This is a genomic window from Streptomyces cyslabdanicus (assembly GCF_052663305.1).
The window spans coordinates 37,044-56,446 of record NZ_JBQRUW010000037.1; the positions used below are offsets into that span (position 1 = coordinate 37,044).

A 19,403-nucleotide genomic window follows, 5' to 3' on the forward strand; every position below is an offset into this window, starting at 1 on the left:
GCCCCACTACAGGTGCGGCGGGGCGGACCAAGACGCCTGGGGTGGCATCGGCATGGCGAGACGAACCGTGGTGGGGATCCCGGAGCCGAATACCGCGTGACAAACCAAGACTGGCGACCGCCGAAAAACTTCACGGCCATTCCCGGGAGGTGTTGCGCTGCTGGACCAAATCTCAACGCGCAAAGTTTTCGCCAGTTGAATTAGGCGTACCACAAGGATAGTTTGCGGGCATGCGGCAAAAAAATAATCCGGGAAAAAATCGGAGGGATGTTCGTTATTGCGTAATTGGATTTATGCTACCGTGGGGGTCGCAGTCCATGAGGGAGGGCTCCGCACCCGCCGGCCAGCGAACGTACGGAGCCCTCGGAGCGGAGTGCATCGGAGGGCCCGCCGTTGGCGGGCCCTTCGTGTCGTTCCAGGTCAGGTCTCTACAACTCCCGCCACACGCAAAGCGCGTAGTAGACGAGCTGCGCGACCACGACCGCGGGCTTCAGTGCACGGCGTACCCGTGCCCAGAGACCCTGACGCTGCCTCTCCGCCGCCCTCGGGCCCTCCTCGGGCTCCAGCACGGCAGTCATCCGCTCTTCACCCCCCTTCATGAAATAGGGAGCGAGGATCACGGTACACCATGAGGAAGGGCGCGCGGCTGCGTCCCGAGTCCGGCCCAAAACCAGTACCGTTTTCCGGGTTGGAAGGCGGTAGAAATGACAGCGTAGATAAACTCTCGCGGTCCTGAGAAAAAGCCTGGTCAGATGTAATATCACGTCCTTCTCTGGCGAGCCAAGAGGTAACAACGCGGTAACAACACCTATGCGCAGAGATTTCCCACTGTGTGGCGCGCGTCACATTCCAGGTCGCCAACGGCTCGCCGGCGCTCGTTCGACATCGTGGCCGACTACTTCGACGACCCGGTGCGCACCCCTTCAAAAACCGAGGCCATTCAACAACCTCGGACTACCGTTTTAAGGGCGGCGGCCGGAAAAAGAAGCCGATCCCACCGGTGGCGTGGGGTGCGCTGCAGGACTACCTCGACGGCCGCACCGAGGGGTGGCTGTTCCGCACTGCCAGCGGCGGCCAGCTTGACGAACCAGCGTGTGGCGACTGCTCCAGTCTCTGTCCAAGCGCGCCTAGCTACCCCTGCGCGGCCCCCACGGCACCAAGAGCGACGCCATCACCCACGCCCTGGCGAAGAACGACGCCCGCCCGGACAAGGTGCAGCGCTGGGCCGACCACAAGGACAGCCGGACCACCCAGCGCTACAACCGGCGCAAGAAACTGCTTGACGACAGTCCCGGCTACGGCCTCGGCAGCGACGTAGCTGGCGCCCTTGCGCACAGCACGTCCTGAGCCAGCGGAGACATACCTAATAGCCCGATCTGTGTTGAGTCCAGGCCATGCCTTCTATCGGCTAACGCTGGTCCGTGCCCGGGGAGTCCAACGCAACCTTCGCCTGCTCTCGGAATTCCCCGCACAGCCTCCTGTAGTGATCGACCTCCGCGCGCAACAGTTCGCTCGCGGCGACATCGCCGCCCGCGGCGGCCTCTTGCGCCGCCTCTGTCTCGAAGAGCTCGGGCCCCGCCGCCAGGCGGCACGCCGCCTCGACGATCTCCCGCGCGGTGTTCACGACCTTGGCGGGCCCCTCCATATCGACGGGATCGAATGCGGCAATCAGACCGTGAAGCAGCTCCGGCGCCCGTTCACGCCATTCATCGCTCGGCTCCGCAAAGAAAGTCTGGACTCCGAGGAAGTGCGCCCATGTGTCCACCTCCACCAGGTCATCGTCAGCGGCAGTTACGGGGGTAGTCAGGCGGGCGACGGTGACACGTTCCTGGTCGAGGAATACCGGCTCGGTGAGCGGCAGGAAGGCCCGCGCGGCAGCGAGGAAGGGAAGGTAGGCCTCTTTGCGGCGGTCGTATCTCCGCTCGGCCCGCTGTTCCCGGCGTGCTTGGCGCTGGTTGCTGGCGGTAACCCATAACACGCTGCACAGGCCTATGAGCGCCGCGGTCAGCGTGGCGGCCCCAGTGATGATTGCAGAGTTGGTCGGCATGCCCGCATTGTGTCCGTCGGCGCGGCCACGGGGGTGCGCTTCGCGGCATGACGTCAATTTCGCAGGTCAGAGCCACCTCTGTCGCCTCGGATGGTTGTACGCGCGGTTCACCGCCGGGCACGGCGAACAGGCCATCGCCGGATGAGGGCCGCGGCCCTGGTGCTCGTCGAGCCCGGCGCCCACCGGCCGGGCGGGCACCGTGAACACGCCCTGACCGCGCTCGCGGCCGCCCACGGCAACGCGGTGGTCATCGCCCCGTACGGCATCGCCGGACAGGCCCGGGCCGCCCTGGCGGGTGCCGGAGCCCACGTCGCCGCCCCCACCGGGGCGGTGGCCGCGGTGCTCGCGGCGGCCGGGACATACACGGCGGCACTCGCGGTGGCCGGGCGGCGCACGTTCGCCTCCCGCCGCTGGCCCGATGCCGTGCGACGTCTCCCGCACCAGGTCATGCTGCTGTCCCGCTGCCTGACCGAGGCCGCCTGCGTCCGTACCGGCCACCACCTCACCGGCGGCACGGACACGGTGGTGGTGCTCAGCGCCAGCGAGGCCCTGCACGGCGCCACCGGGCTGCTGGGCGGCCCGCACCTGCGGTTCGTGCACGAGCTGGTCACCACCGAGGACGCCCCGCTCCGCATCCTCGGGCGCCTGACCCGCCGCGGTGAGCGGCGGGTCGTGGCGCTCGCCCCCACCGGTGCCATACACGGCGACCTGGCCCGCCGTTTCCCCCGCCTGCCACTGAAGGTGCGGCCGTTCGCCGTCGCCGACCGCGGCGACCGGCTCACCGACACCGCCTTCGCCGGCCCCAGGACCCCCGCTCCCGCGGCACCGACCGGCGCGGCAAGGTAGCGGGGAGTGCGGCCCGGTGCGCGCCGGACGGCACCGCGGCCCGTGCACCGTCGCCGGGAACGGTGGGGTGGACGGGCCGCGAGGGGTACCGTCAGCCGTCTGTGGCCGGGGCCGACTTGGCGGGCAGCGGGACGTCGGGATGGAACTCGGCGTACCGTCGCGATGCTCGGCGAGATGGTCCCGCCCGGCCTGGGTGACGTGCAGCAGCGGCCAGTAACGCTGGCCACAGTCCATGTTCAGCCCTTCTTGATCTGCTTGTAGAAGTAGAACGCGGGCTGCTGTTGCATCGGAGGTATCCACGATCGGCCCATGAGGTCTGGCAGCGGTTGGCCATCGGGTTGGACGGTGAAGCCGTGTCGAGCGTAGAAGGTACGCAGTTTTGCGGTCTCCAGATCGGATGTGGCGTTGCCGAACCAGATCCGGACACCCCGCTCCCGCAACCGGTCCTCCATAGCGCGTACCAGCTCACCGCCGATGCCGCGACCACGGAACTCCGGGGCAACGGCCATGAGATCCAGCTCGCTGTGCCGGTCCATCACCGGCTCGTAGTGCCCCTGCTTGAGCATCGCCATGCTGATGGCGACCTGGGCGCGACAGGACAGTGCGGCACCGGCAAGTCGGCCGGTGGCAGGATCGTGGTAGCGCAGGACTACTGGCGCGTAGAGGTTGTCGTGCTCCACGGCCGGTACCGTCGTCGGTGCGATGTCGTGGAATGTCTGCTCGAACAGAGTTTGTACATCTGCCCGCTGGGTGTCCGTCTTGGCCTCAGATATCGCTTCTGCAGTACTCATGCGGCTTACCGTAGGACACCTTTGTCCTGTTGCGACGTCGCATGGGATCAGCGCTCGCCCCATGGCGAGCGGCCGACAAGACATTGCCGACGATCCGCCATGAATGCCCCGCTCACTACAGGCCGATGCCCTCGGTCGGGGCGTCCTCGAAGGCCTCGCCTTCGTCCACGTACTCCCAGAACACCGGGCTGTTGGGGGACCAACCGCCCTGTTGGCGGAGCATTTCGACGCGCTTGCCCTTCTTGCGGCCGGTGGTGACCAGCCCACGGCGGGAGGAGTGACCGGTGATCCGGCGACCGGTCAAGCCTGCATAGTCCGCGTAGCGCGCGAGGGCGCGTCCGACGCCGTCCGGCGACAGCCGTGTGGTGCCCTGGTTCCCCCACTGATCGACCGACAGGAACGCCGGGCCGTCGGAATCAGCGCCGGCGGCCAGGCTGGCCTCCTTGTACGCGAGCCAGCACCGCACCGGGCAGGTGGCACGGTGCTCGCCGTAGGTGACCGGCACGTGCCGGGCCGGGCGGCCCTTGACCGAGGGGACGTGCACCATCAGCCCCTCCTCCACCTCTTTGATGTCCGGGTCGTCCAGCCCGGACATCTCCTCATTGCGCCCGGCGACGGCGAACTTAAGGGCCTGGAGTGCCTGATCCCGCAGCCGGGCCAGCTCCGGAATTCGGTAGACGCGGCGCCGCCGGGCGGTCGGCCGCGGCTGCCGCTCCAGCGGGGCGGTCGCCATCTTCCGCAGGTCGTCCGGGCTGATCGCGGCCGCCTTGCCGCGGCCCCGCTTCTGCCGCTCCTTATCCAGCTTGAGCGGCTTCAGCGCCCGCCGGGCCGCCTCGGTGGCTTCCTTGGGCACGGTGTAGCCGCGGCTGCGGGCCTCGGAAGTGGCTCCGGTGATACGGCGCTCGATCGTGTTCGGTGGCGCCTCGACCACCTGATCCAGGTAGGTCACGAACGACACGAAGGTGCCGACGGTGATGGAACTGAGCGGCAAGGGCGTGCCGGTCTGCTTGGCGAGCCAGCCGTGGAACTCCTGCCACACCTCCCAATCCCGGGCGTAGCCGTCCCGGGTCTTCTTCGGCCGGATGCGGTTCAGGTGGTCCTTGGCGTCCATGTCCAGAGCCGCCAGGACGGCGGCCACCGGATCGGGCACGGCGACCTCGCCGGCGCCGGGGACGTCGTCGTCCACCAGTTCGGCGTCGACCACCTCCACAGGCTCCAGCGCGGTCCCGTACTCCTCTTCGACGGCGGTCACTTGGGCGGCTCCTCGCCTGCGCGCTCCAGCGCCAGGCGCAGGGTCTGGCGGGCCTGGGCTACTTCCTGGGCTGCTTCCTCCAGCCGATCAAGCGCGTGGTCCAGGGCGGCGGTCGCCTCGGCGACTCCAGGGGCGGCCGTCCGCTCAGCCCGTGAAGTCCGCTCCGCCCGTGCCTGGTCGGCGAGAGCGTAGACCGTGTCGACGTCCAGGATGCCGGGAACGCCGTCGATCAGGCTGGGGACCTGCTGCTCCCCGCCCATGATCCCGTAGGCCACCGACCGGGTCTTGCCGGATCCCGTAGAGAGGAAGAAGCTCTCGCCGTCGAGCAGGCGAGAGGTCACGTCATGCTTCGCTCTCCACTCGGCGAGCAGCCTCCGGTGCCCCGCGGGCGGCAGGGTCTTGTACTTGGCGATCGAGTCGATGATCCCGTCCACGGTCTGACGGGTCGGCATGCGCTGCCCGCTGAGCGCGTGCATCAGGGTGGAACGGCCCAGCGGGCCGTACTCGGCGAGGACACTCACCGACTCGTCCTGCAGGGTTTCGTCGACCAGCTCGCGGAGTTCGATGACGAACTGAGCGACCATCGGGTCGGCGTCGTCGGGGATCGGCTTCCTCGGTCGTCCGGGTCCGGCCATCACGCCTCCCCCTCCTCTACCAGCAGACTTAATAGTCTCGGTTTTTCCATGCTATTTTCCACGACACGAGAAAACTCGTCCAGTACTACGGTCCGACCTCGAGGGGTCCCCGTGTTCCTGCTCGCCGCTTCTGCCAACTCGTCCAGCGCTGCATGGATCACGGTCGCCACCCTGGCCGCCCTGGTGGTCTTCCTCGTGGGCTTCTACGGCTCCCAGAAGCCCAAGCCGGTCGGCTTCGAATTCGGCTTCTACCCGGCGCTGTTCCTCGGCGCGGGCGGCGCCGGGGTCACCTTCTTCGGCCTGTTCGAGGTGTTCAGCACGCTGCACCTGATCTGACCGCAACTCCTCGCCGACCACGGCCGGTTGGATCCTGCGCCGTAGCGCCCGCACCTGGGGCGCGGCGGCGCACTTCTGCGCGGTGCGTACGGTCGGGCTCATCGGGTCGGCTCCGATCCGTGGCCCGGAACGGGGGCGCGCTGCTGGCCGAGCAGGTCCGTCTGCGTCTGCGGCGTTCCCGCGCGGGCCGCCGTCCCGTCAAGCGCGGTGGCCCGGGACTTCAGGCGGCGGGCGAAGCGCTGGTGGGCGGCCTGCTTGGTGGTGCCCACGGCCTTGCCGATGTCAGTCCAGGAGGAGCCGCGCTGCTGGGCGGCGGCCGCCGCGGTGATGCCAGCGGCCGCCGTGACGGCCTCCAGCCGGGCGACCGCGGCCAGCGCGGCGAGCGGGCGTTCCTCGGCGAGCACGGCCAGGCGCTCACGCACCTCGGCCAGCAGCTCGGTGACGTCGTCGGGCACTGCGGCGCGCTCGGCGGGGGCGACGTGGACGTTCTCCCACTCGGCGTACGGACTGCCCTCCTTGCCGGGCCCCTCGGTCGCCTCCCAGTCGCCGAAGACGACCGGGTAGACAGTGCTGCCACGCCAGGTCGTCACGACGCGGGAGTCGTTGACGGCGTAGCAGTCGCATCCGGCCCGCACCCCGACGGCGAGGGGCCTGCCGTCCTTGCCGTCGAAGCACCACCATGCCGAGTTGCCTGAGGCGGGGTTGTCCTCAGCGGTGGCGTCCCGCCCGTCGGCGAGCACCGCCACGGCATACCCCTCATGGCGTCCATCCTTGGTCACCCAGCCCATGAGCACTCCCCTCGCACCGGACCGTCAAGGACCCTTGACGTCGAGGACAATCCCACGGCCACCACCCCCTCGCCAAGAAGCCTTGACGGCGATACGCGCGTGCCCGGTTTGTCGCCTCGGATATGGCACATTATCCGAGGCGAGACGCCCCGGTCCACGGAACTCGGCAACTCACGTCATGCCCGCCTTGCGCCTGCTGTCCGCGTCAAGCCGTGCTTGTCATTTGCTGCCTGGCAAGTCCGCCTTGACGTGTCCGGTCGCCGGGTCTGACGTGTGAGCCTGCCCGAAGCCGGAACGGGGTGGTGATCCCTGTACGGCGGTGCTGGCAGCCCATCAATCTCCTTGCATTGAACGTGGATAGATGCTGGGCGAACGAGGCACCCTCCGCTACGGTGGTCTCGTTAGATCTACATTCATTCACGTTCATTGCAGCGGGAGACCTGTTGAAGATCGTCGTGACCATCGACCAGCCCACAGGCGACTTCCAAAAGCGCCTCCTCGCCCTCCTCGCCGAACACGCCTCCCAGGTGGAGGTGGACGCCACCTGGACCATGCAGCGGGCCGAGCAGTACTACCGGTCCCTGCCCAAGCGCGCTCGCCGCATCATCAAGCTCTGTGTCGCCGGTGACGGCTACGTCGCCTCCGAGGACCTTCGCGACGACGAGAACGCCAGCCTCCGCGGGCACAGTGCCTCCCTGAAGCGCCTTCTCCAGCGAGGCGCCATGCGCGGTCTGTGGCCCGAGAGCATCCACCCGCCGATCACCCCCGTCGGGCCCGGCTTCGGCAAGGTGGTCGGGTACGCCATGGACGAGGACCTCGTGCCGGTGTTCTTCACCGCGATCCGGAACGTCGAGACCGAGCCCGAAGAGTGGGCAGAGCAGCGCCTCACACAGGCCGCCGCCCTGGAAAAGGCCATCCGGACGCAGGGTGGCACCTGGGACACCCGGCGCGCCGTCACCGCACTCAGCGACGCCGGCCACGAGGCGAGTGACAAGCGGGCCCGTCAGATCCTCAGGGACCTGGCCGCATCCGGTCTCCTCGTCAAGACCGATCCCGACCGCGCCGTCTACGACACCAGCGCTTGATTCCTGCCGGCGTCCGCGCCCTGCAGACGCACACGGCCCGAAGTCCGAGACCGTACACCAGACCGCACGGAGGGCGCACAGCCCGCAGCATCCAGCCGACGAGGAGAAGTTGCCCCGCTAACCCCCTGGCGGGGCAGCGGCCGCGATTCAAGCCGTACGGAGATAAAAATCCGCAGGCCGCAAGGCCTTGAATCCAGATTTCCCGGTGGCAACGCGGGGACTTGCCACCGGGGCTTGCGCGGCTAACCCCCCGCTCCCCCACGCTTCGGCACTGCCAGCTCCGCTGCCCGCCGCACAAGGGCGGGGACTGCTGCACACTCCGCCCCTCACGCGCACCCGGCGCGTCTGCTCTCCGAGCTCGAAGGACCCCGACATGACCACCCGCCAGGCCCACCGTCTCCTCATCTGGGCCGCCCCGCTCGTCGGCCTGGGAGCCGCGGTCCTAGCCGCCAGGACCTACCCCGGGATGGGATGGGGCGTTGCCCTCACTGCCGTGGCCGGCGCCGTCATCGGCGCCCTGGCGGCCCTCCTGCCGCAGGAGTCCGAGCATCGGCGTGACCTGTGGCGGGACTGGCTCCGCCACAGGGAGCGGATGGCGCGTCTGCGGATCGCTACCGAAGCGCGCCCCGGCGCCCAAGACCCGCACATGATCACGAACCGCCCGGCCGATCAGTAATTTCCTATTTTACGCCCAACGACACATAGTCATAGCGGCCATAATAGGAGTCGGCAGTGTATGCGTTGGTCAATCGGGGGCCGCGCCACATCATGATCTTCTCATAAGTGATGGGCATGTATGCTGCATTCTGGGAGACTTTGCGGTTGATTTGTTGGTAGATTCTTCCCGCCTTGACCGGATCCTGTTCGGCAATTGCATCGTCGAACAGGGCGTTGATCTCCGGATCGTTGAGCTCGCTGTAGTTGACGTTACCCGTCTCCAGGATGAATCGCCCGTCAACCAGGGATCGCAAGAAACCCTGACCGGTTGGAAAATCTGCAGCGAAACCCTCAAGGATGATGCCGTACCCTCTATCCTTCACCGCCTTGGGTGACTTAAATACTCCAAAGGTCGCTGCGCCGTCGATCCGGTCGATCGTGGTGGTGATATTAACTTTCTTCAGTTCCTTCTGCAGGGCCGCAGCAGTGTCCAGCTCGGCTGGTATGTTTTTACGCACGGCAATGGTCGTGGAGAAACCGTTCGGCTTGCCGCATGCCTGGAGTTCCCTCCTGGCTCTTTCAAGGTTCTGCTTGCCGTTGTTGTCGAGCACGCCGTAAAGATCGTAGGTCCGGTCGGATCCTGCAATGGATGGAGGGAGCATATTCGGAGCGATATCGCCACCGACGACTGGCCCACCTCGGGCCGTTTGGAGCTCCTTATGGTCGGCGGCGAAGATGATGGCCTTGCGGCAGTGAATATTATCCAGCGGCTTGACTGATTTCGGAAAGGCTGCGTATCTGATGTATCCGGTCCTCGGATTATCCAGATACTCTTTGAGGTCAGCGTTCCCCAGCACCTTGGAGATGGCGGCCTGACTGAGTCCTGTCCCGTTCAAGTCGAGATCAAATTCACCGCTGAGGAGACGGCTGTCCATATCGTTCGCATCGGTGACGAAAGTGACCTCAATGCGGTCGGGTAGCGCCGGACGGATCGGATCGGATTCCTTGCTCCACTGTTCGTTGCGGACCAGGACCAGCTTGCGGTGCGGGTCATATGCGGCGAACTTGTATGGACCTGACGAAAATGGTTTCAGTTCGTATAGGCGGCCAGTGTCACGCTCGCGTTTGACCGGGGACGCCGTCGGCAGAGCAAGCATCTGCTCGAAGTCGCCGTTTGGCTCGGGCAGATGGAAGACGATCGTCTTCTCGTCAGGGGTCTCGATGGCCTGCAGGCCCAGCTTCCGTGGATCCTTGTCGTTATATGGCCCCTTGTAGGTTTTGTTCGGGTCGAGGGCCTTCTGGAGGTGGGCGGGGCCGCCGGAGATGACATCGTCTGCCCAGCCCCGCTCAATGCCGTACTTGATGTCCTGGGAAGTGATTGGCGAACCGTCTTCCCAGGTGATGCCGTCACGTAGTGCGTAGGTGTACGTCGTGCCACTGTCCGAGACCTTGGCCAGGCCGGAGGCAAGGTCAGGCACCAGAGCGGTGCTCTTGCGCCCTGGCTGCGGGGCGAAGGTGACCAAATTGCGGGTGTAGTAGCGGGCGAAGTCCCACACGAACCCGTAGTAGGTGCGCTGAGGGTCCCAGGAGTCGGCCTCCTGGGCGGAGACAAACCGCAGCGTACCGCCCTTGGTCTCCGATGCGTTGGCGATGCCCTTGGTGGCGGCGTTGTACCCGGCGCCGGAGTCGGTTGTCCGCTGGGCTGACTCATGTCGCCAGTTCAGCGCGACTGGAATCCCCACGGCCAGCAGACTGATGGCTGCGAGCCCAGACGTGAGGGCACGTGTGAAACCGTGCTTGCTGCGACGCCTGTACCGCACGCTCGCCGCATCCTGGCCCGTCGGGTCCTGCGCAGTAATGGTGGCGCGGCGAGAGTGCACCACGGTAAGCAACTCATCCGGGGTGGGCCGACGGGTCGGGTTCTTCTCCAGGCACTTTTCGACGATGGGCCGCAGCGAATCGGGTAGGGCGCTCAGGTCGGGGTCGTGATGGACGATCTGGTAGGCGGTCACATATGGATGATCCGAGTCGAAGGGTCCGCGGCCGGTGGCCGCGTAGACCAGGAGCGAGCCGAGCGCAAAGACATCGGCGGCCGGGCTGATTGCCGGCGGTACCTGCCACTGCTCGGGGGCCATGAACGGCGGAGTTCCGATTACTTGGCCGGTTTTGGTGTGCACTTCGCTGGCGCTGCAGTCGATGGCTTTGGCGATACCGAAATCGATGACCCGTGGCCCGTCATCGGTAATGAGTACGTTGCTAGGTTTCAGGTCCCGGTGGATCACTTGGGCCCGGTGGATGTCGCGCAGAGCCTCGGCTAATCCGGCAAAGAGTTGCCACAGTTCGTCCACAGGTATGGGGCCATTGTCCTGGATATGCCTCGAGAGCGTCGGGGCAGGCACATAAACCGTGGCCATCCAGGGTTGCTGGGCGTCCGGGTCAGCGTCCACCACTGGGGCGGTAAAGGCCCCACTGACTCGCCGGGCGGCCGCCACCTCTTGACGAAACCGAGCCCGGAACAGGGAGTCCTCCACCAGTTGTGAGTGCACCACCTTGACGGCCACACGGCGACCCGACGGGGAGTGGGCCAGGTAGACCTCACCCATGCCACCCGCACCGAGTCGGGAAATCAGTCGATAGATGCCGATTGATCGATTTTCAATGCCTTCGGCGTCATTGCCTGGAATTGGCATATCCTCCCCCTGCCCCACGCTTGCCGTCGGACAGAGTACGGTGCCCGCGTACACCCAGGAGCCCGATCACCCAGGCGTGGGCAGTACCGTTACAGAAAAGCGGGATCGTGCCGCACGTAGTTGTCGCTGAACCCGAATCCACCGGTTTGATTCCGGAGTGATCGTTTCGGGGTTGCCTGTGGCGGTGGTCGAGATGATCCGGCCGTTCGGGCAGGGAGTATCCGCTGGTCTGTCCAGCTCTTCCAATGTTCGGCGGTCTCGGGCCCTTGTGGGCGGGGTGGTCAGGGCTTCTCAGGCGGTGGGAAGCAGTCCGTGCACCAGGTCGAAGAGCTGTGTGAAGTCGTCGGTCCAGGGCCAGTGTTCGGGCAGGTGGAGGGTGAGGCGCCCTGCCGAACGGGCCAGGCGGGCCGGCACGTTGATCAGGTGGTCACGGATCGTTGCGGTGGTGGCCTTGGCGTGGAAGGCGGACGCCAGGGCGCGCGCCGACGGCGCGGGTCAGATGGTACGCAAGGGCGGCCGGCGCGAGCCAGGCGGCATTTGCCTGGAAGTGCCCGGAAGGAGCATGGGCGAACGGACCGTTCTCCAAGTCCGCGATCACCTGCTCCACGACAGCGTGCTGCCTGTGATCGCCTTCGGCATCCGTCAGCGGGAGCGGAGAGTCGGTGAACGCGGCGTGGTAGCGCCAGATGTCGAAGAGCGTGCCCTGTCCCTCGGGCAGCGCCGCCGGAAGGAACGCCTGGCTTTGTTCACGAGAACGGGTTCTGGCTCACTTTCCGTGGAGCACACACAATGAGTGACGTTAGGCGTGGCAGTGGAGCCGGACGAGGATTGTGTCGCCGGGAAGGTCCGCGAGGTACGCCTCGCTGCCCGGCCACACGGTGGGCGTCGGAGGGTCGTGAGGGCAAAGGTCAGGCTCGCAGAAGGCGTGGACGGCAGTGGTGGCGCCCTCCAACCACCAGCCGTCCAGGGTGAGCACGTCCGTATCCAGCGGGTTTGACGAAGTGAGGTCACGGATGTACGCGGCACGGGTTCCGTCATAACTGATGACGGGGTGCTCCAGGGGATCGTCAGGGCCCAGGAAGCCCAGATACCCCATGCCAAGGCTGAATGGGTGGTCGAGGTATGCCCCGATCAACGGCTGGGCCTGGTAGGCGGAGAACATCTCGTCTCCCCACCGGTCACCGGGGAATGCGTCCGGATCGTTCCGCCAACGGTCCACGAAGACCGCAAGGGGAACGGCCGGAGGGTGTACGGCGGACAGGCTGTGCCACAGGTCCCAGGACGCAGCGACCGCACGCTCGGAGACAAGGTGCGGCTGCGAGAAATCGAGCAGGGCACGCGGTCCTCCGGCGCAGACACCCGGGGCACTGGGGCGTGGCGCGCCGTCGTATCTTGGGTCGTCGTGGATGAGCCTCGGATCGTCCATGTATCCGGGGGCGATCGCAAAACCCATTCCGTTGCTGCCGCCACGGATGCGGCGTTCGTCCCACATGCCACGGTCGGCGGGGTTGTCATCCGTGTCTAGGTAGAAAGGCGCGAGGGCCTCTGCAAGCGCCCCTTCGATATCGCCTGCGGCCTCGGCCGGCAGACAGACCGTCACCCATACGCTGGCCATCCACCCCTCCTTTGCCGTGTCGGCGAACAGCATGATTGCACGCGTGCCAGCGGCACGTGGACGCCCAGTGGGAGGTGCAGCCCGAACCCCTGCCGCCGGAGGACATCAGGGCACTCACAGTGCCCGCGTCACGGAATGTGTGCCAGAACCCATTCTCATGAACATAACCAGAACGCCCATGCTCCCCACCGCTACACGCTGCTGCGCACCACCAACCCGGACGGCACCCCCGTGCAGTACGAGACCACCCGAGTGCCGGGCACCGTCATCACCCACCCCGTGGAAGGCCACCCACAGCGGTTCGAGCTGACCAACGTGCACCCCGGCGGACGCCTCGGGACCCGCGTTGCCGGGCCGCTCGGACTCGGGCCGCGGGGCCGCCCTGGTGAGAGATCGATACCTTGCCGAACTGCAGCAGCAGGAGGAACACGGCGATGACCACGGACAGCGCGGTGGCGATCCCCAACGGCTGGCTAACGCCGGTGGAGTCGAGGTTGATCACCGACGCCTTGTTGAAGTCGTCCGCGAACTCTTCCAGCAGCCAGACGACGGCGTTGCCGATGTACTGGGCGGCCTCCTCCAGCGCGTCGCGCGCCAGCTTGCTGATCTGCTTGCCGATCCAGTGGCCGAGGGTCTGTCCGCCCATCGGTCCGTACTTCCTGTACGCCTGGTCCTTGCAGAAGCTGAGCGAATTCCCCTTGTCGACGCACTTCTCCATGAAGCCGTACCACTTGTCGTAGTCGGCCTTGTCGAGTTCGCCCTTCCTCACCAGCTCGAGGTTGGTCTGGCGCCACTTCTCCAGCTTCTTCTTCTCGAGCGCCTTCCAGGCTTCGTCGCTGCACTCGGGCGACTTTTCACCGGCGGCGGTTTCGCACTCTCCGATCGTGCCTGGTATCTGGCCGGACTCTGGAAAGGGGCAGATGTCGTTGTCATCGATCTCGCGGTACTCGCAGTACTTCCCCTGCTTGTCGACGCCACACTCGCCCTGCCAGTCCGTCGGACAATCCTTGCCGTCATCCGGGCCGTAGTCGACGTGCCACCGAGGATCGTCCTTCGCCTGGGCCTGTGGAGCTGTACTCAAACTGGTGCCGAAGCAGAGCAGCACGGCGATGAGTACCACGAGAAGACGGGCGAACGGACGAGCCCCGCCTTCAGTCCGCATGCCTCACCTGCTGCCAGCCGTCCGTCCAGGAGACGTGCGCATCGGGGAAGTAAGCCCGAGGGAAGGAGCGCTTCTCCCAGTACTGGGCTTCGTTCGTGATCTTCCAAGCGCCGTCCTGCCACTTCAGCAGCAGGTCCGTGTCCTCGTCCTTGAGCGGGTCGTCATCCGGGCTGCCGTCGGCCTTGGTGGCGTACCGGTCGTAGTTCATCCAGACCTGCACGACCTTCCCTCCGGTTCCCGCCAGGGAGGTCGCCCGGACGGCGTTGACCGACGTGCTGAAGGTGATCCCGGCCGGGGTGCCACCGGACGGCGGAAGCCCAACCTGCTCCCGCAGCTTGCGCACCTCCGAAACCTGCTCGTCGACGTACCCCTCGGCGTCCGGCGATACGATCGCATCCAGCTGCTGGCGAGCCTTCTGGTCATCCAGGAAGGCGTACTCCTCCCAGAAGTACACCGCGGTGGAGACCGCACCGACGGGCCCCTTGGAGAAGCCCACGGACAGTCCGGCCTTCTGCCCGGTGGGCTTTTGGAGAACGAACCTGCGCGCCTTTTCCGGCGTCATTCCGGCCTGTCCGCTGTCAGGCGAGGCCGACGGCTCGGCAGTGGGGGGCTCAGACGACTCCGCACTGGATGTGGGCCCATCGTCTCCGAGCAGCGCGACGGCTGTCACGCCGCCGCCGACCAGTGCACCGACCACCAGAACGCCGAGCGTGGCGAGCGTGAGCCGGGCCTTGCGGGTCTTGCTTTCGCTCACCACGCCCACCTCACTTGGTCATGTTGTAGAAGGTGGTCACCAGGGCGGCGGTGACACCGATGCCTCCGGCGCCGAACAGGCTCCAGAGGATGGCCTGCTTGCCGCGGGCGGCAAGGGCGGCACGTTCGCTGTTGTGACCGACGGCGACCGCGGCCCAGCCGAGGAGACCGCCGAGGACGGCTCCGGCCAGACCGAGCCCGGCCGTCCAGTTCAGGATCGACTGCACGGGCTTGTCGACGTCCTTGGGCATCTGGGGGGGGTGACCCCGGGAACCGCACCATCAGCGAGGGTGTGCCAATGAGGTTCGGCGGCAACCGCATGCAGGGTGGTCAGAAGCTGGCTCATATCCGATTCCTCGTCAAGAAACAGGTAGTGCGTGGGAGAGCGGGGCGGGCTGCGGCGCGTCCGGGAGCGGCCGGCCCCAGGTGGTGTGCGCCGCGGCGAGGACGGCCCCGGTGAGCTGGGCGGCCGCCTGCCGGGTGCGCGTGCGCAGGCGGGCGGCGCGGAGGCCGTGCGCCCGGATGTTCGGGTCGTACGGCAGGTGCACCACGGCTGCGGTGCGGGCGGTGAGCATGGTGGCCCCGGCGCGGACGGGGGCCGGCGGGCGGCCGTCACCGGTGGCGATCAGGACGACGACGGTGCGGTTGAGAGGCAGGCCTTCGGCTTGCAGGGCCATCACGGCCTGCTGCAGGGCCTGGATGCCGCTGGCGGTCGCGGCTGCGCACAACACGGGTACTGCGTAGGGAAGTTCGAACCAGCCACGGGTCTGTCCCTGCTCTCCGGCACAGCGCGCGGCGAGGAGGTCGTGAGCGAGCGGGTGCACGGTGTCGGCGACGACGACCTGCCAGCCGCCGATCGCAGCCAGCTGGTACCAGGCGGCTGGGGAGTTCGGCAGCGCGAGCGGCGGCGTGTGCCATTCCCTGCCGTCCGACAGGACCTGCCAACGGGTCCCGTCGGCCGCCGTGTTGATGGCGCATGCCTGCTGTACCGCGCTGCGGGTCAGGGGCTGATCGGGCGGCAGCACCGCCAGCCCGCTCGCACCCTGGTCGGCGAGCTGGGCAGGCCAGGGCGACGACAGGCGAGGGGCGAGGTCCAGAACGACGGCGGGGCCGCAGGCGGCGAATCCGGCGGCCAGCAGGCTCGCGACGGTGGTGCGGCCGCTGCCGCCCGTGGCGGCCATCACGGGCACCAGGAGCCGTGCCCCTACAGGCAGTAGCGGAGCCGAAACAGGCTGTTTGCCCACCATTTCCCCCGTACGTTCCTTTGGTGTTTGCGCAGGCTAACCATCCCCTCGAGCGCGGCCACCACATCCCCGGCCGGAACCTTACACGCGCAACTAGTATGCCCAGCAAGGAGATTCACCCGTCTCACTGAGATGTAGAGATGGCGTACTGTCACACTCCATCACGCACACATTCGGACACTGGTTCCCATGCCGCCATCCAATTTTGTGATGTGCGAGAGCAAAGCTGAATGCAGGTCAGGAGGGGGACTGCATGAGGGGCAAGGCGGCGAAGCGCCTGCTGCTGGCCCTGGGCCTCGGGTTCGTCATGACGCCGGTCGCACTGGGGGTGGGCGTGGTGCTGCTCGTCGCCGCCTTCGACGACGACGAGGCCAGTGCGGGCAATCCGGTCGGGGGCCTGCGCATCGGCAAAGGCGGGGTTCCCGCCGAGTACGCCCCGGCTGCGGCCGGAGCCGAACGGCGAAATCGCTGAGTCGGTCTGGACTCCGATTCCCGATGTCGCTCGCCTGCGCCGGTCATCGCTGGTCGATGTCGGCCTCGCCCTGGCTCAGACGCTTCCGGCGACAGGCCACGTCGCTGCCGTCCCGGTCGGCGGCCTGATCCAGCACTGAGGCGCGATCAACATCCGAACCGGCTGCTCCGCTGGCGGTGCCGTTCGCCAGCGGATCGGCAGGCAGGTCCGCGAGTCGAGCCGGGTCGGCAACCCTCCACGCACCCGTCGGGGATGCGCTGACGGAGGTCCACCGAGGCTTCAAAACTACCGTCAACACCCCCTACCCGGGCCAGTGGAACCGCCCGATCGAAGTGGGGCCAAATCACCTTGCTACCGGGACGTTAATCACACCAATACACGCCCCCTTCACCCCGGCCGTGAAGCCAAAACAACTCCGTGCACTGGAGCCAAAACAAGTGCTTAGAGACAGACCGCGTGAGGAGGCACTCGCGGAGCTGGAACGGCGCGCGCGAGGCCACTCACCCGAGCACCCCAGAAGTCCCAAGCGCCGTCGGCTCCTGCGGCAGGACGACGGGTTCCTGCTCGTCATAGACGGGGCGTGGTGATGGCGCTTCCTGAATTTCCCCGCTCTACGCTCAGGGCTTCCCCAGACCCGCTCACCTTGCCTCCTCACCCACGGCCCGCTGACCTGCGGACGGGATGGGACGGATACGGCTCGGGACGCCTGCTGCGGGCGATGGATGCGCCCGCTGACGGGGGGCGCGCCCCGGTGCGGGCTTCCGAGGCCGGGACGTCATGCTCCCTGGCCGTCCGCGTCGCGCGCGGGCGACAATCGTCCGCATGACCGAGTCCTCCGGTGGTGCGTCCACCTTCCGTGACCTGTCCGCCCTCGTCGCCTGCCCCCGCGTCAACACCCTTGCCTTGTCCGTCGATGGCTCTCGTCTCGTCGCCGCCGTGCAGTTGCTGTCCGGGGACGGGACGCGGTTTGTGTCCGGCCTGTGGGAGATCGATCCGACCGGGGAGCGCGACGCGCTGCGGCTGACCCGGTCCGACAAGGGTGAGTCGGGGCCGGTGTTCGGTCCGGACGGGACGCTGTACTTCCTGTCCGGACGCGCCGCTTCGGACAGCGACGAGGACGAGGGCGCCGCGCTGTGGGCGCTGCCGCCGCGCGGGGAGGCCGTCGTCGTGGCCCGGCACCCAGGTGGGATCGCCGCAGTCACCGTCGCCCGGGACTCCGGCGCGCTGTGCCACACCGCGGGGCTGCTGCCGGGTGCCGCCGACGCCGAGGCGCACGGCAAGTTGCTCGCGGCGCGAAAGGACGCGAAGGTCACCGCGATCCTGTACGAGGCCGGGCCGACCCGCGCCTGGGACCACGACCTCGGCCCGGCGGAGCCGTACACGTTCGTCCGTGCCGGTGCTGGCGCGGAACCGGTGGTCGCCGGTGGGCAGGGGATCGGTCTGGAGGACTCGGGGGATGCGGCGTTGTCGCCGGACGGCACACGGGTCGCGTACCGCCGGTTCGTGCCCGGGCGGGTCCCGGACGAGCATCGCTCTGCCGTGGTGGTGGCCGACGCGGTGAGCGGTGAGGAGATCCACGTCGTCGGTGATCTGGAACACCTCTACGAGGCGCCGCGGTTCACACACGATGGCTCGGCCGTCGTGTGCTGCCGGATGCGCTACCCGACATACGACGACCCCTGGGATGCGACTCTCGTCCGGGTCGACCTGGCCGACGGCGCGGTGCGGGACCTCCTGCCCGGGTTCGACAACTGGCCCGGTAACGTGGCCTGTTCGCCAACGGACGACACGCTCTTCTTCACATCCGACGAACAGGGGCACGCCCCCGTCTTCCGGCGCGACCCAGATGGTGGCGTCACGCGTCTCACCGCTTCGGGCGCGTACGGCTCGCTGACCGTCGCCCCCGACGGGCGGACGCTCTACGCCCTGCGCCACGCGGTCGACGCGCCGCCGACGCCCGTCCGGATCGACGCCGACGTCGTCGACCAGACTCCGGCCCGGCTGCCCGCCCCCGGTGGCGTGGGGGAACTGCCCGGCACGCTCACCGAGGTGCACGCGGAGGCGGACGACGGGTTCGTGCTGCGCGCCTGGCTCGTGCTGCCGGAGGGCGCGTCCGCCGAGCGGCCCGCTCCGCTGCTCGTCGCCGTCCACGGCGGACCTCAGTCCAGCTGGAACGGCTGGACCTGGCGGTGGAACCCGTGGCCGTTCGCCGCGCGCGGCTATGCGGTACTGCTGCCGGATCCGGCCCTGTCGACCGGCTACGGGCAGATCAACCACCGGCGCGGCTGGGGGCAGTGGGGCGGGCGCCCCTACACGGATGTGATCGCGCTGACCGACGCGGCCGAGGCCCGCAACGACATCGATGCCTCACGTACGGCGCTCGCGGGCGGCTCGTACGGCGGGTACATGGCAAACCGGGTCGCCACCAGCACAGACCGGTTCAAAGCGATCATCAGCCATGCAGGTCTGTGGGACCTGCGAATGTTTCAGGGCGACACCGATGTGCCCTGGTACTTCCAGCGGATCTTCGGCGACCCACTGACCCGCCCCGAGCGGTACGAGGCCGACTCGCCGCACCTGGACGTCGCGAAGATCCGCACCCCGATGCTGGTCATCCACGGCGCCAAGGACTACCGCGTGCCCGTCGGACAGGGTGCCACTCTCTTCCAGGAACTGCAGCGGCACGAAATCCCCGCGAAGTACCTCTACTTCCCGGACGAGAACCACTGGATCCTGAGGCCGAACCACACGCGCCTGTGGTACGAGACGTTCCTCAACTTCCTCGACCACCACGTCCTCGGCACCGAATGGCAGCAGCCCGGCCTGCTGTGACCGGGCCGAGCCCGCCAGCCATCGGCTCAACCGAATTGCGTCACCATGGGTGACCGGCATGCCGGACTTCCGACGGCCCGGAGGGGACGGCGGAGCCCATCGTGCCATCAAGCGCTCCGCAGCCACGCCCGGGAGGGGCCGCCCGACAAGTCAGCCGGGTCCAGGGGCCACAGACGCCCGTGAACCGGCCAGCACGGC

Annotated in this window: 19 protein-coding genes and 1 pseudogene; 7 read left to right on the forward strand and 13 right to left on the reverse strand. The window is 67.5% G+C overall.

Going from position 1 to position 19,403, the window contains the following annotated elements; all coding sequences use genetic code 11:
• Positions 1-428 precede the first annotated feature (428 nt).
• Both ACTYVM_RS21530 and ACTYVM_RS21535 read right to left on the reverse strand, forming a co-directional pair.
• The gene (locus ACTYVM_RS21530; RefSeq protein ID WP_445527487.1) at positions 429-578 is read right to left on the reverse strand and encodes a hypothetical protein; all 150 of its coding nucleotides are present in this window, start codon (positions 576-578) and stop codon (positions 429-431) included.
• Between the two features lie 830 nt (positions 579-1,408).
• Complete coding sequence (locus ACTYVM_RS21535) at positions 1,409-2,047, reverse strand: hypothetical protein (RefSeq protein ID WP_445527488.1); 639 nt, start codon at positions 2,045-2,047, stop codon at positions 1,409-1,411.
• Positions 2,048-2,188: 141 nt separating this feature from the next.
• Here ACTYVM_RS21535 and ACTYVM_RS21540 point away from each other — a divergent pair, with 141 nt between their 5' ends.
• The gene (locus ACTYVM_RS21540; protein ID WP_445527489.1) at positions 2,189-2,893 is read left to right on the forward strand and encodes a hypothetical protein; all 705 of its coding nucleotides are present in this window, start codon (positions 2,189-2,191) and stop codon (positions 2,891-2,893) included.
• 236 nt (positions 2,894-3,129) lie between these two features.
• Here ACTYVM_RS21540 and ACTYVM_RS21545 read toward each other — a convergent pair whose 3' ends face one another.
• The 3 genes from ACTYVM_RS21545 to ACTYVM_RS21555 form a co-directional block, all read right to left on the reverse strand.
• The gene (locus tag ACTYVM_RS21545; protein WP_445527490.1) at positions 3,130-3,684 is read right to left on the reverse strand and encodes a GNAT family N-acetyltransferase; all 555 of its coding nucleotides are present in this window, start codon (positions 3,682-3,684) and stop codon (positions 3,130-3,132) included.
• 115 nt (positions 3,685-3,799) lie between these two features.
• Positions 3,800-4,936: a site-specific integrase gene (locus tag ACTYVM_RS21550; protein WP_445527491.1), complete on the reverse strand. Its 1,137-nt coding sequence runs from the start codon at positions 4,934-4,936 to the stop codon at positions 3,800-3,802.
• Positions 4,933-5,571, reverse strand: a complete 639-nt coding sequence (locus ACTYVM_RS21555; RefSeq protein WP_445527492.1) for a hypothetical protein — start codon at positions 5,569-5,571, stop codon at positions 4,933-4,935. The genes ACTYVM_RS21550 and ACTYVM_RS21555 overlap by 4 nt, the downstream gene beginning before the upstream one ends.
• A gap of 111 nt (positions 5,572-5,682) precedes the next feature.
• Here ACTYVM_RS21555 and ACTYVM_RS21560 point away from each other — a divergent pair, with 111 nt between their 5' ends.
• Complete coding sequence (locus tag ACTYVM_RS21560; protein ID WP_445527493.1) at positions 5,683-5,907, forward strand: hypothetical protein; 225 nt, start codon at positions 5,683-5,685, stop codon at positions 5,905-5,907.
• A 98-nt stretch (positions 5,908-6,005) separates the two neighbouring features.
• On the opposite strand, the gene ACTYVM_RS21565 is transcribed toward ACTYVM_RS21560, so the two are convergent.
• Positions 6,006-6,695, reverse strand: a complete 690-nt coding sequence (locus tag ACTYVM_RS21565) for a hypothetical protein (RefSeq protein WP_445527494.1) — start codon at positions 6,693-6,695, stop codon at positions 6,006-6,008.
• Positions 6,696-7,138: 443 nt separating this feature from the next.
• Here ACTYVM_RS21565 and ACTYVM_RS21570 point away from each other — a divergent pair, with 443 nt between their 5' ends.
• Together ACTYVM_RS21570 and ACTYVM_RS21575 are read left to right on the forward strand one after the other, a co-directional pair.
• Positions 7,139-7,780: a hypothetical protein gene (locus tag ACTYVM_RS21570; protein WP_445527495.1), complete on the forward strand. Its 642-nt coding sequence runs from the start codon at positions 7,139-7,141 to the stop codon at positions 7,778-7,780.
• Between the two features lie 373 nt (positions 7,781-8,153).
• Complete coding sequence (locus tag ACTYVM_RS21575) at positions 8,154-8,456, forward strand: hypothetical protein (protein WP_445527496.1); 303 nt, start codon at positions 8,154-8,156, stop codon at positions 8,454-8,456.
• 4 nt (positions 8,457-8,460) lie between these two features.
• Here ACTYVM_RS21575 and ACTYVM_RS21580 read toward each other — a convergent pair whose 3' ends face one another.
• The 7 genes from ACTYVM_RS21580 to ACTYVM_RS21610 form a co-directional block, all read right to left on the reverse strand.
• Positions 8,461-11,127 carry an ABC transporter substrate-binding protein gene (locus ACTYVM_RS21580; RefSeq protein WP_445527616.1) on the reverse strand — a complete coding sequence of 889 codons (2,667 nt, stop codon included), beginning with the start codon at positions 11,125-11,127 and terminating at the stop codon, positions 8,461-8,463.
• A 291-nt stretch (positions 11,128-11,418) separates the two neighbouring features.
• Entirely contained in the window at positions 11,419-11,541 is a 123-nt protein-coding gene (locus ACTYVM_RS21585; RefSeq protein WP_445527497.1) for a hypothetical protein, read from the reverse strand.
• A 385-nt stretch (positions 11,542-11,926) separates the two neighbouring features.
• On the reverse strand, positions 11,927-12,775 hold the full coding sequence (locus tag ACTYVM_RS21590) for a hypothetical protein (RefSeq protein WP_445527498.1): 849 nt from the start codon (positions 12,773-12,775) through the stop codon (positions 11,927-11,929).
• 235 nt (positions 12,776-13,010) lie between these two features.
• A complete protein-coding gene (locus ACTYVM_RS21595; protein WP_445527499.1) occupies positions 13,011-13,904 on the reverse strand; it encodes a hypothetical protein in 894 nt (297 codons plus the stop codon).
• Positions 13,894-14,667 carry a hypothetical protein gene (locus ACTYVM_RS21600; RefSeq protein WP_445527500.1) on the reverse strand — a complete coding sequence of 258 codons (774 nt, stop codon included), beginning with the start codon at positions 14,665-14,667 and terminating at the stop codon, positions 13,894-13,896. Before ACTYVM_RS21600 ends, ACTYVM_RS21595 begins: the two co-directional genes overlap by 11 nt.
• A 1-nt stretch (position 14,668) precedes the next feature.
• Positions 14,669-14,908 (reverse strand): hypothetical protein, encoded by a 240-nt coding sequence (locus ACTYVM_RS21605; protein WP_445527501.1) that lies wholly within the window; start codon positions 14,906-14,908, stop codon positions 14,669-14,671.
• A 108-nt stretch (positions 14,909-15,016) separates the two neighbouring features.
• Complete coding sequence (locus ACTYVM_RS21610; protein WP_445527502.1) at positions 15,017-15,838, reverse strand: hypothetical protein; 822 nt, start codon at positions 15,836-15,838, stop codon at positions 15,017-15,019.
• A 316-nt stretch (positions 15,839-16,154) separates the two neighbouring features.
• Here ACTYVM_RS21610 and ACTYVM_RS21615 point away from each other — a divergent pair, with 316 nt between their 5' ends.
• The 3 genes and pseudogenes from ACTYVM_RS21615 (at position 16,155) to ACTYVM_RS21625 (ending at position 19,205) form a co-directional block, all read left to right on the forward strand.
• Entirely contained in the window at positions 16,155-16,373 is a 219-nt protein-coding gene (locus tag ACTYVM_RS21615) for a hypothetical protein (RefSeq protein WP_445527503.1), read from the forward strand.
• Positions 16,339-16,512: pseudogene (locus tag ACTYVM_RS21620) on the forward strand (NUDIX hydrolase); the annotation flags it as partial. The gene ACTYVM_RS21615 and the pseudogene ACTYVM_RS21620, both read left to right, overlap by 35 nt.
• 683 nt (positions 16,513-17,195) lie before the next feature.
• A complete protein-coding gene (locus ACTYVM_RS21625) occupies positions 17,196-19,205 on the forward strand; it encodes a S9 family peptidase (RefSeq protein WP_445527504.1) in 2,010 nt (669 codons plus the stop codon).
• The last annotated feature ends 198 nt before the right edge of the window (positions 19,206-19,403 follow it).

Bases quoted from the DNA above. Each gene is read 5' to 3' on its own strand.
- ACTYVM_RS21530 (WP_445527487.1), bottom strand. From the start codon at position 578: ATGACTGCCGTGCTGGAGCCCGAGGAGGGCCCGAGGGCGGCGGAGAGG.
- ACTYVM_RS21535 (WP_445527488.1), bottom strand. From the start codon at position 2,047: ATGCCGACCAACTCTGCAATCATCACTGGGGCCGCCACGCTGACCGCG.
- ACTYVM_RS21540 (WP_445527489.1), top strand. From the start codon at position 2,189: ATGAGGGCCGCGGCCCTGGTGCTCGTCGAGCCCGGCGCCCACCGGCCG.
- ACTYVM_RS21545 (WP_445527490.1), bottom strand. From the start codon at position 3,684: ATGAGTACTGCAGAAGCGATATCTGAGGCCAAGACGGACACCCAGCGG.
- ACTYVM_RS21555 (WP_445527492.1), bottom strand. From the start codon at position 5,571: ATGGCCGGACCCGGACGACCGAGGAAGCCGATCCCCGACGACGCCGAC.
- ACTYVM_RS21565 (WP_445527494.1), bottom strand. From the start codon at position 6,695: ATGGGCTGGGTGACCAAGGATGGACGCCATGAGGGGTATGCCGTGGCG.
- ACTYVM_RS21575 (WP_445527496.1), top strand. From the start codon at position 8,154: ATGACCACCCGCCAGGCCCACCGTCTCCTCATCTGGGCCGCCCCGCTC.
- ACTYVM_RS21580 (WP_445527616.1), bottom strand. From the start codon at position 11,127: ATGCCAATTCCAGGCAATGACGCCGAAGGCATTGAAAATCGATCAATC.
- ACTYVM_RS21590 (WP_445527498.1), bottom strand. From the start codon at position 12,775: ATGCTGTTCGCCGACACGGCAAAGGAGGGGTGGATGGCCAGCGTATGG.
- ACTYVM_RS21595 (WP_445527499.1), bottom strand. From the start codon at position 13,904: ATGCGGACTGAAGGCGGGGCTCGTCCGTTCGCCCGTCTTCTCGTGGTA.
- ACTYVM_RS21605 (WP_445527501.1), bottom strand. From the start codon at position 14,908: ATGCCCAAGGACGTCGACAAGCCCGTGCAGTCGATCCTGAACTGGACG.
- ACTYVM_RS21610 (WP_445527502.1), bottom strand. From the start codon at position 15,838: ATGGCCGCCACGGGCGGCAGCGGCCGCACCACCGTCGCGAGCCTGCTG.
- ACTYVM_RS21615 (WP_445527503.1), top strand. From the start codon at position 16,155: ATGAGGGGCAAGGCGGCGAAGCGCCTGCTGCTGGCCCTGGGCCTCGGG.
- ACTYVM_RS21625 (WP_445527504.1), top strand. From the start codon at position 17,196: ATGACCGAGTCCTCCGGTGGTGCGTCCACCTTCCGTGACCTGTCCGCC.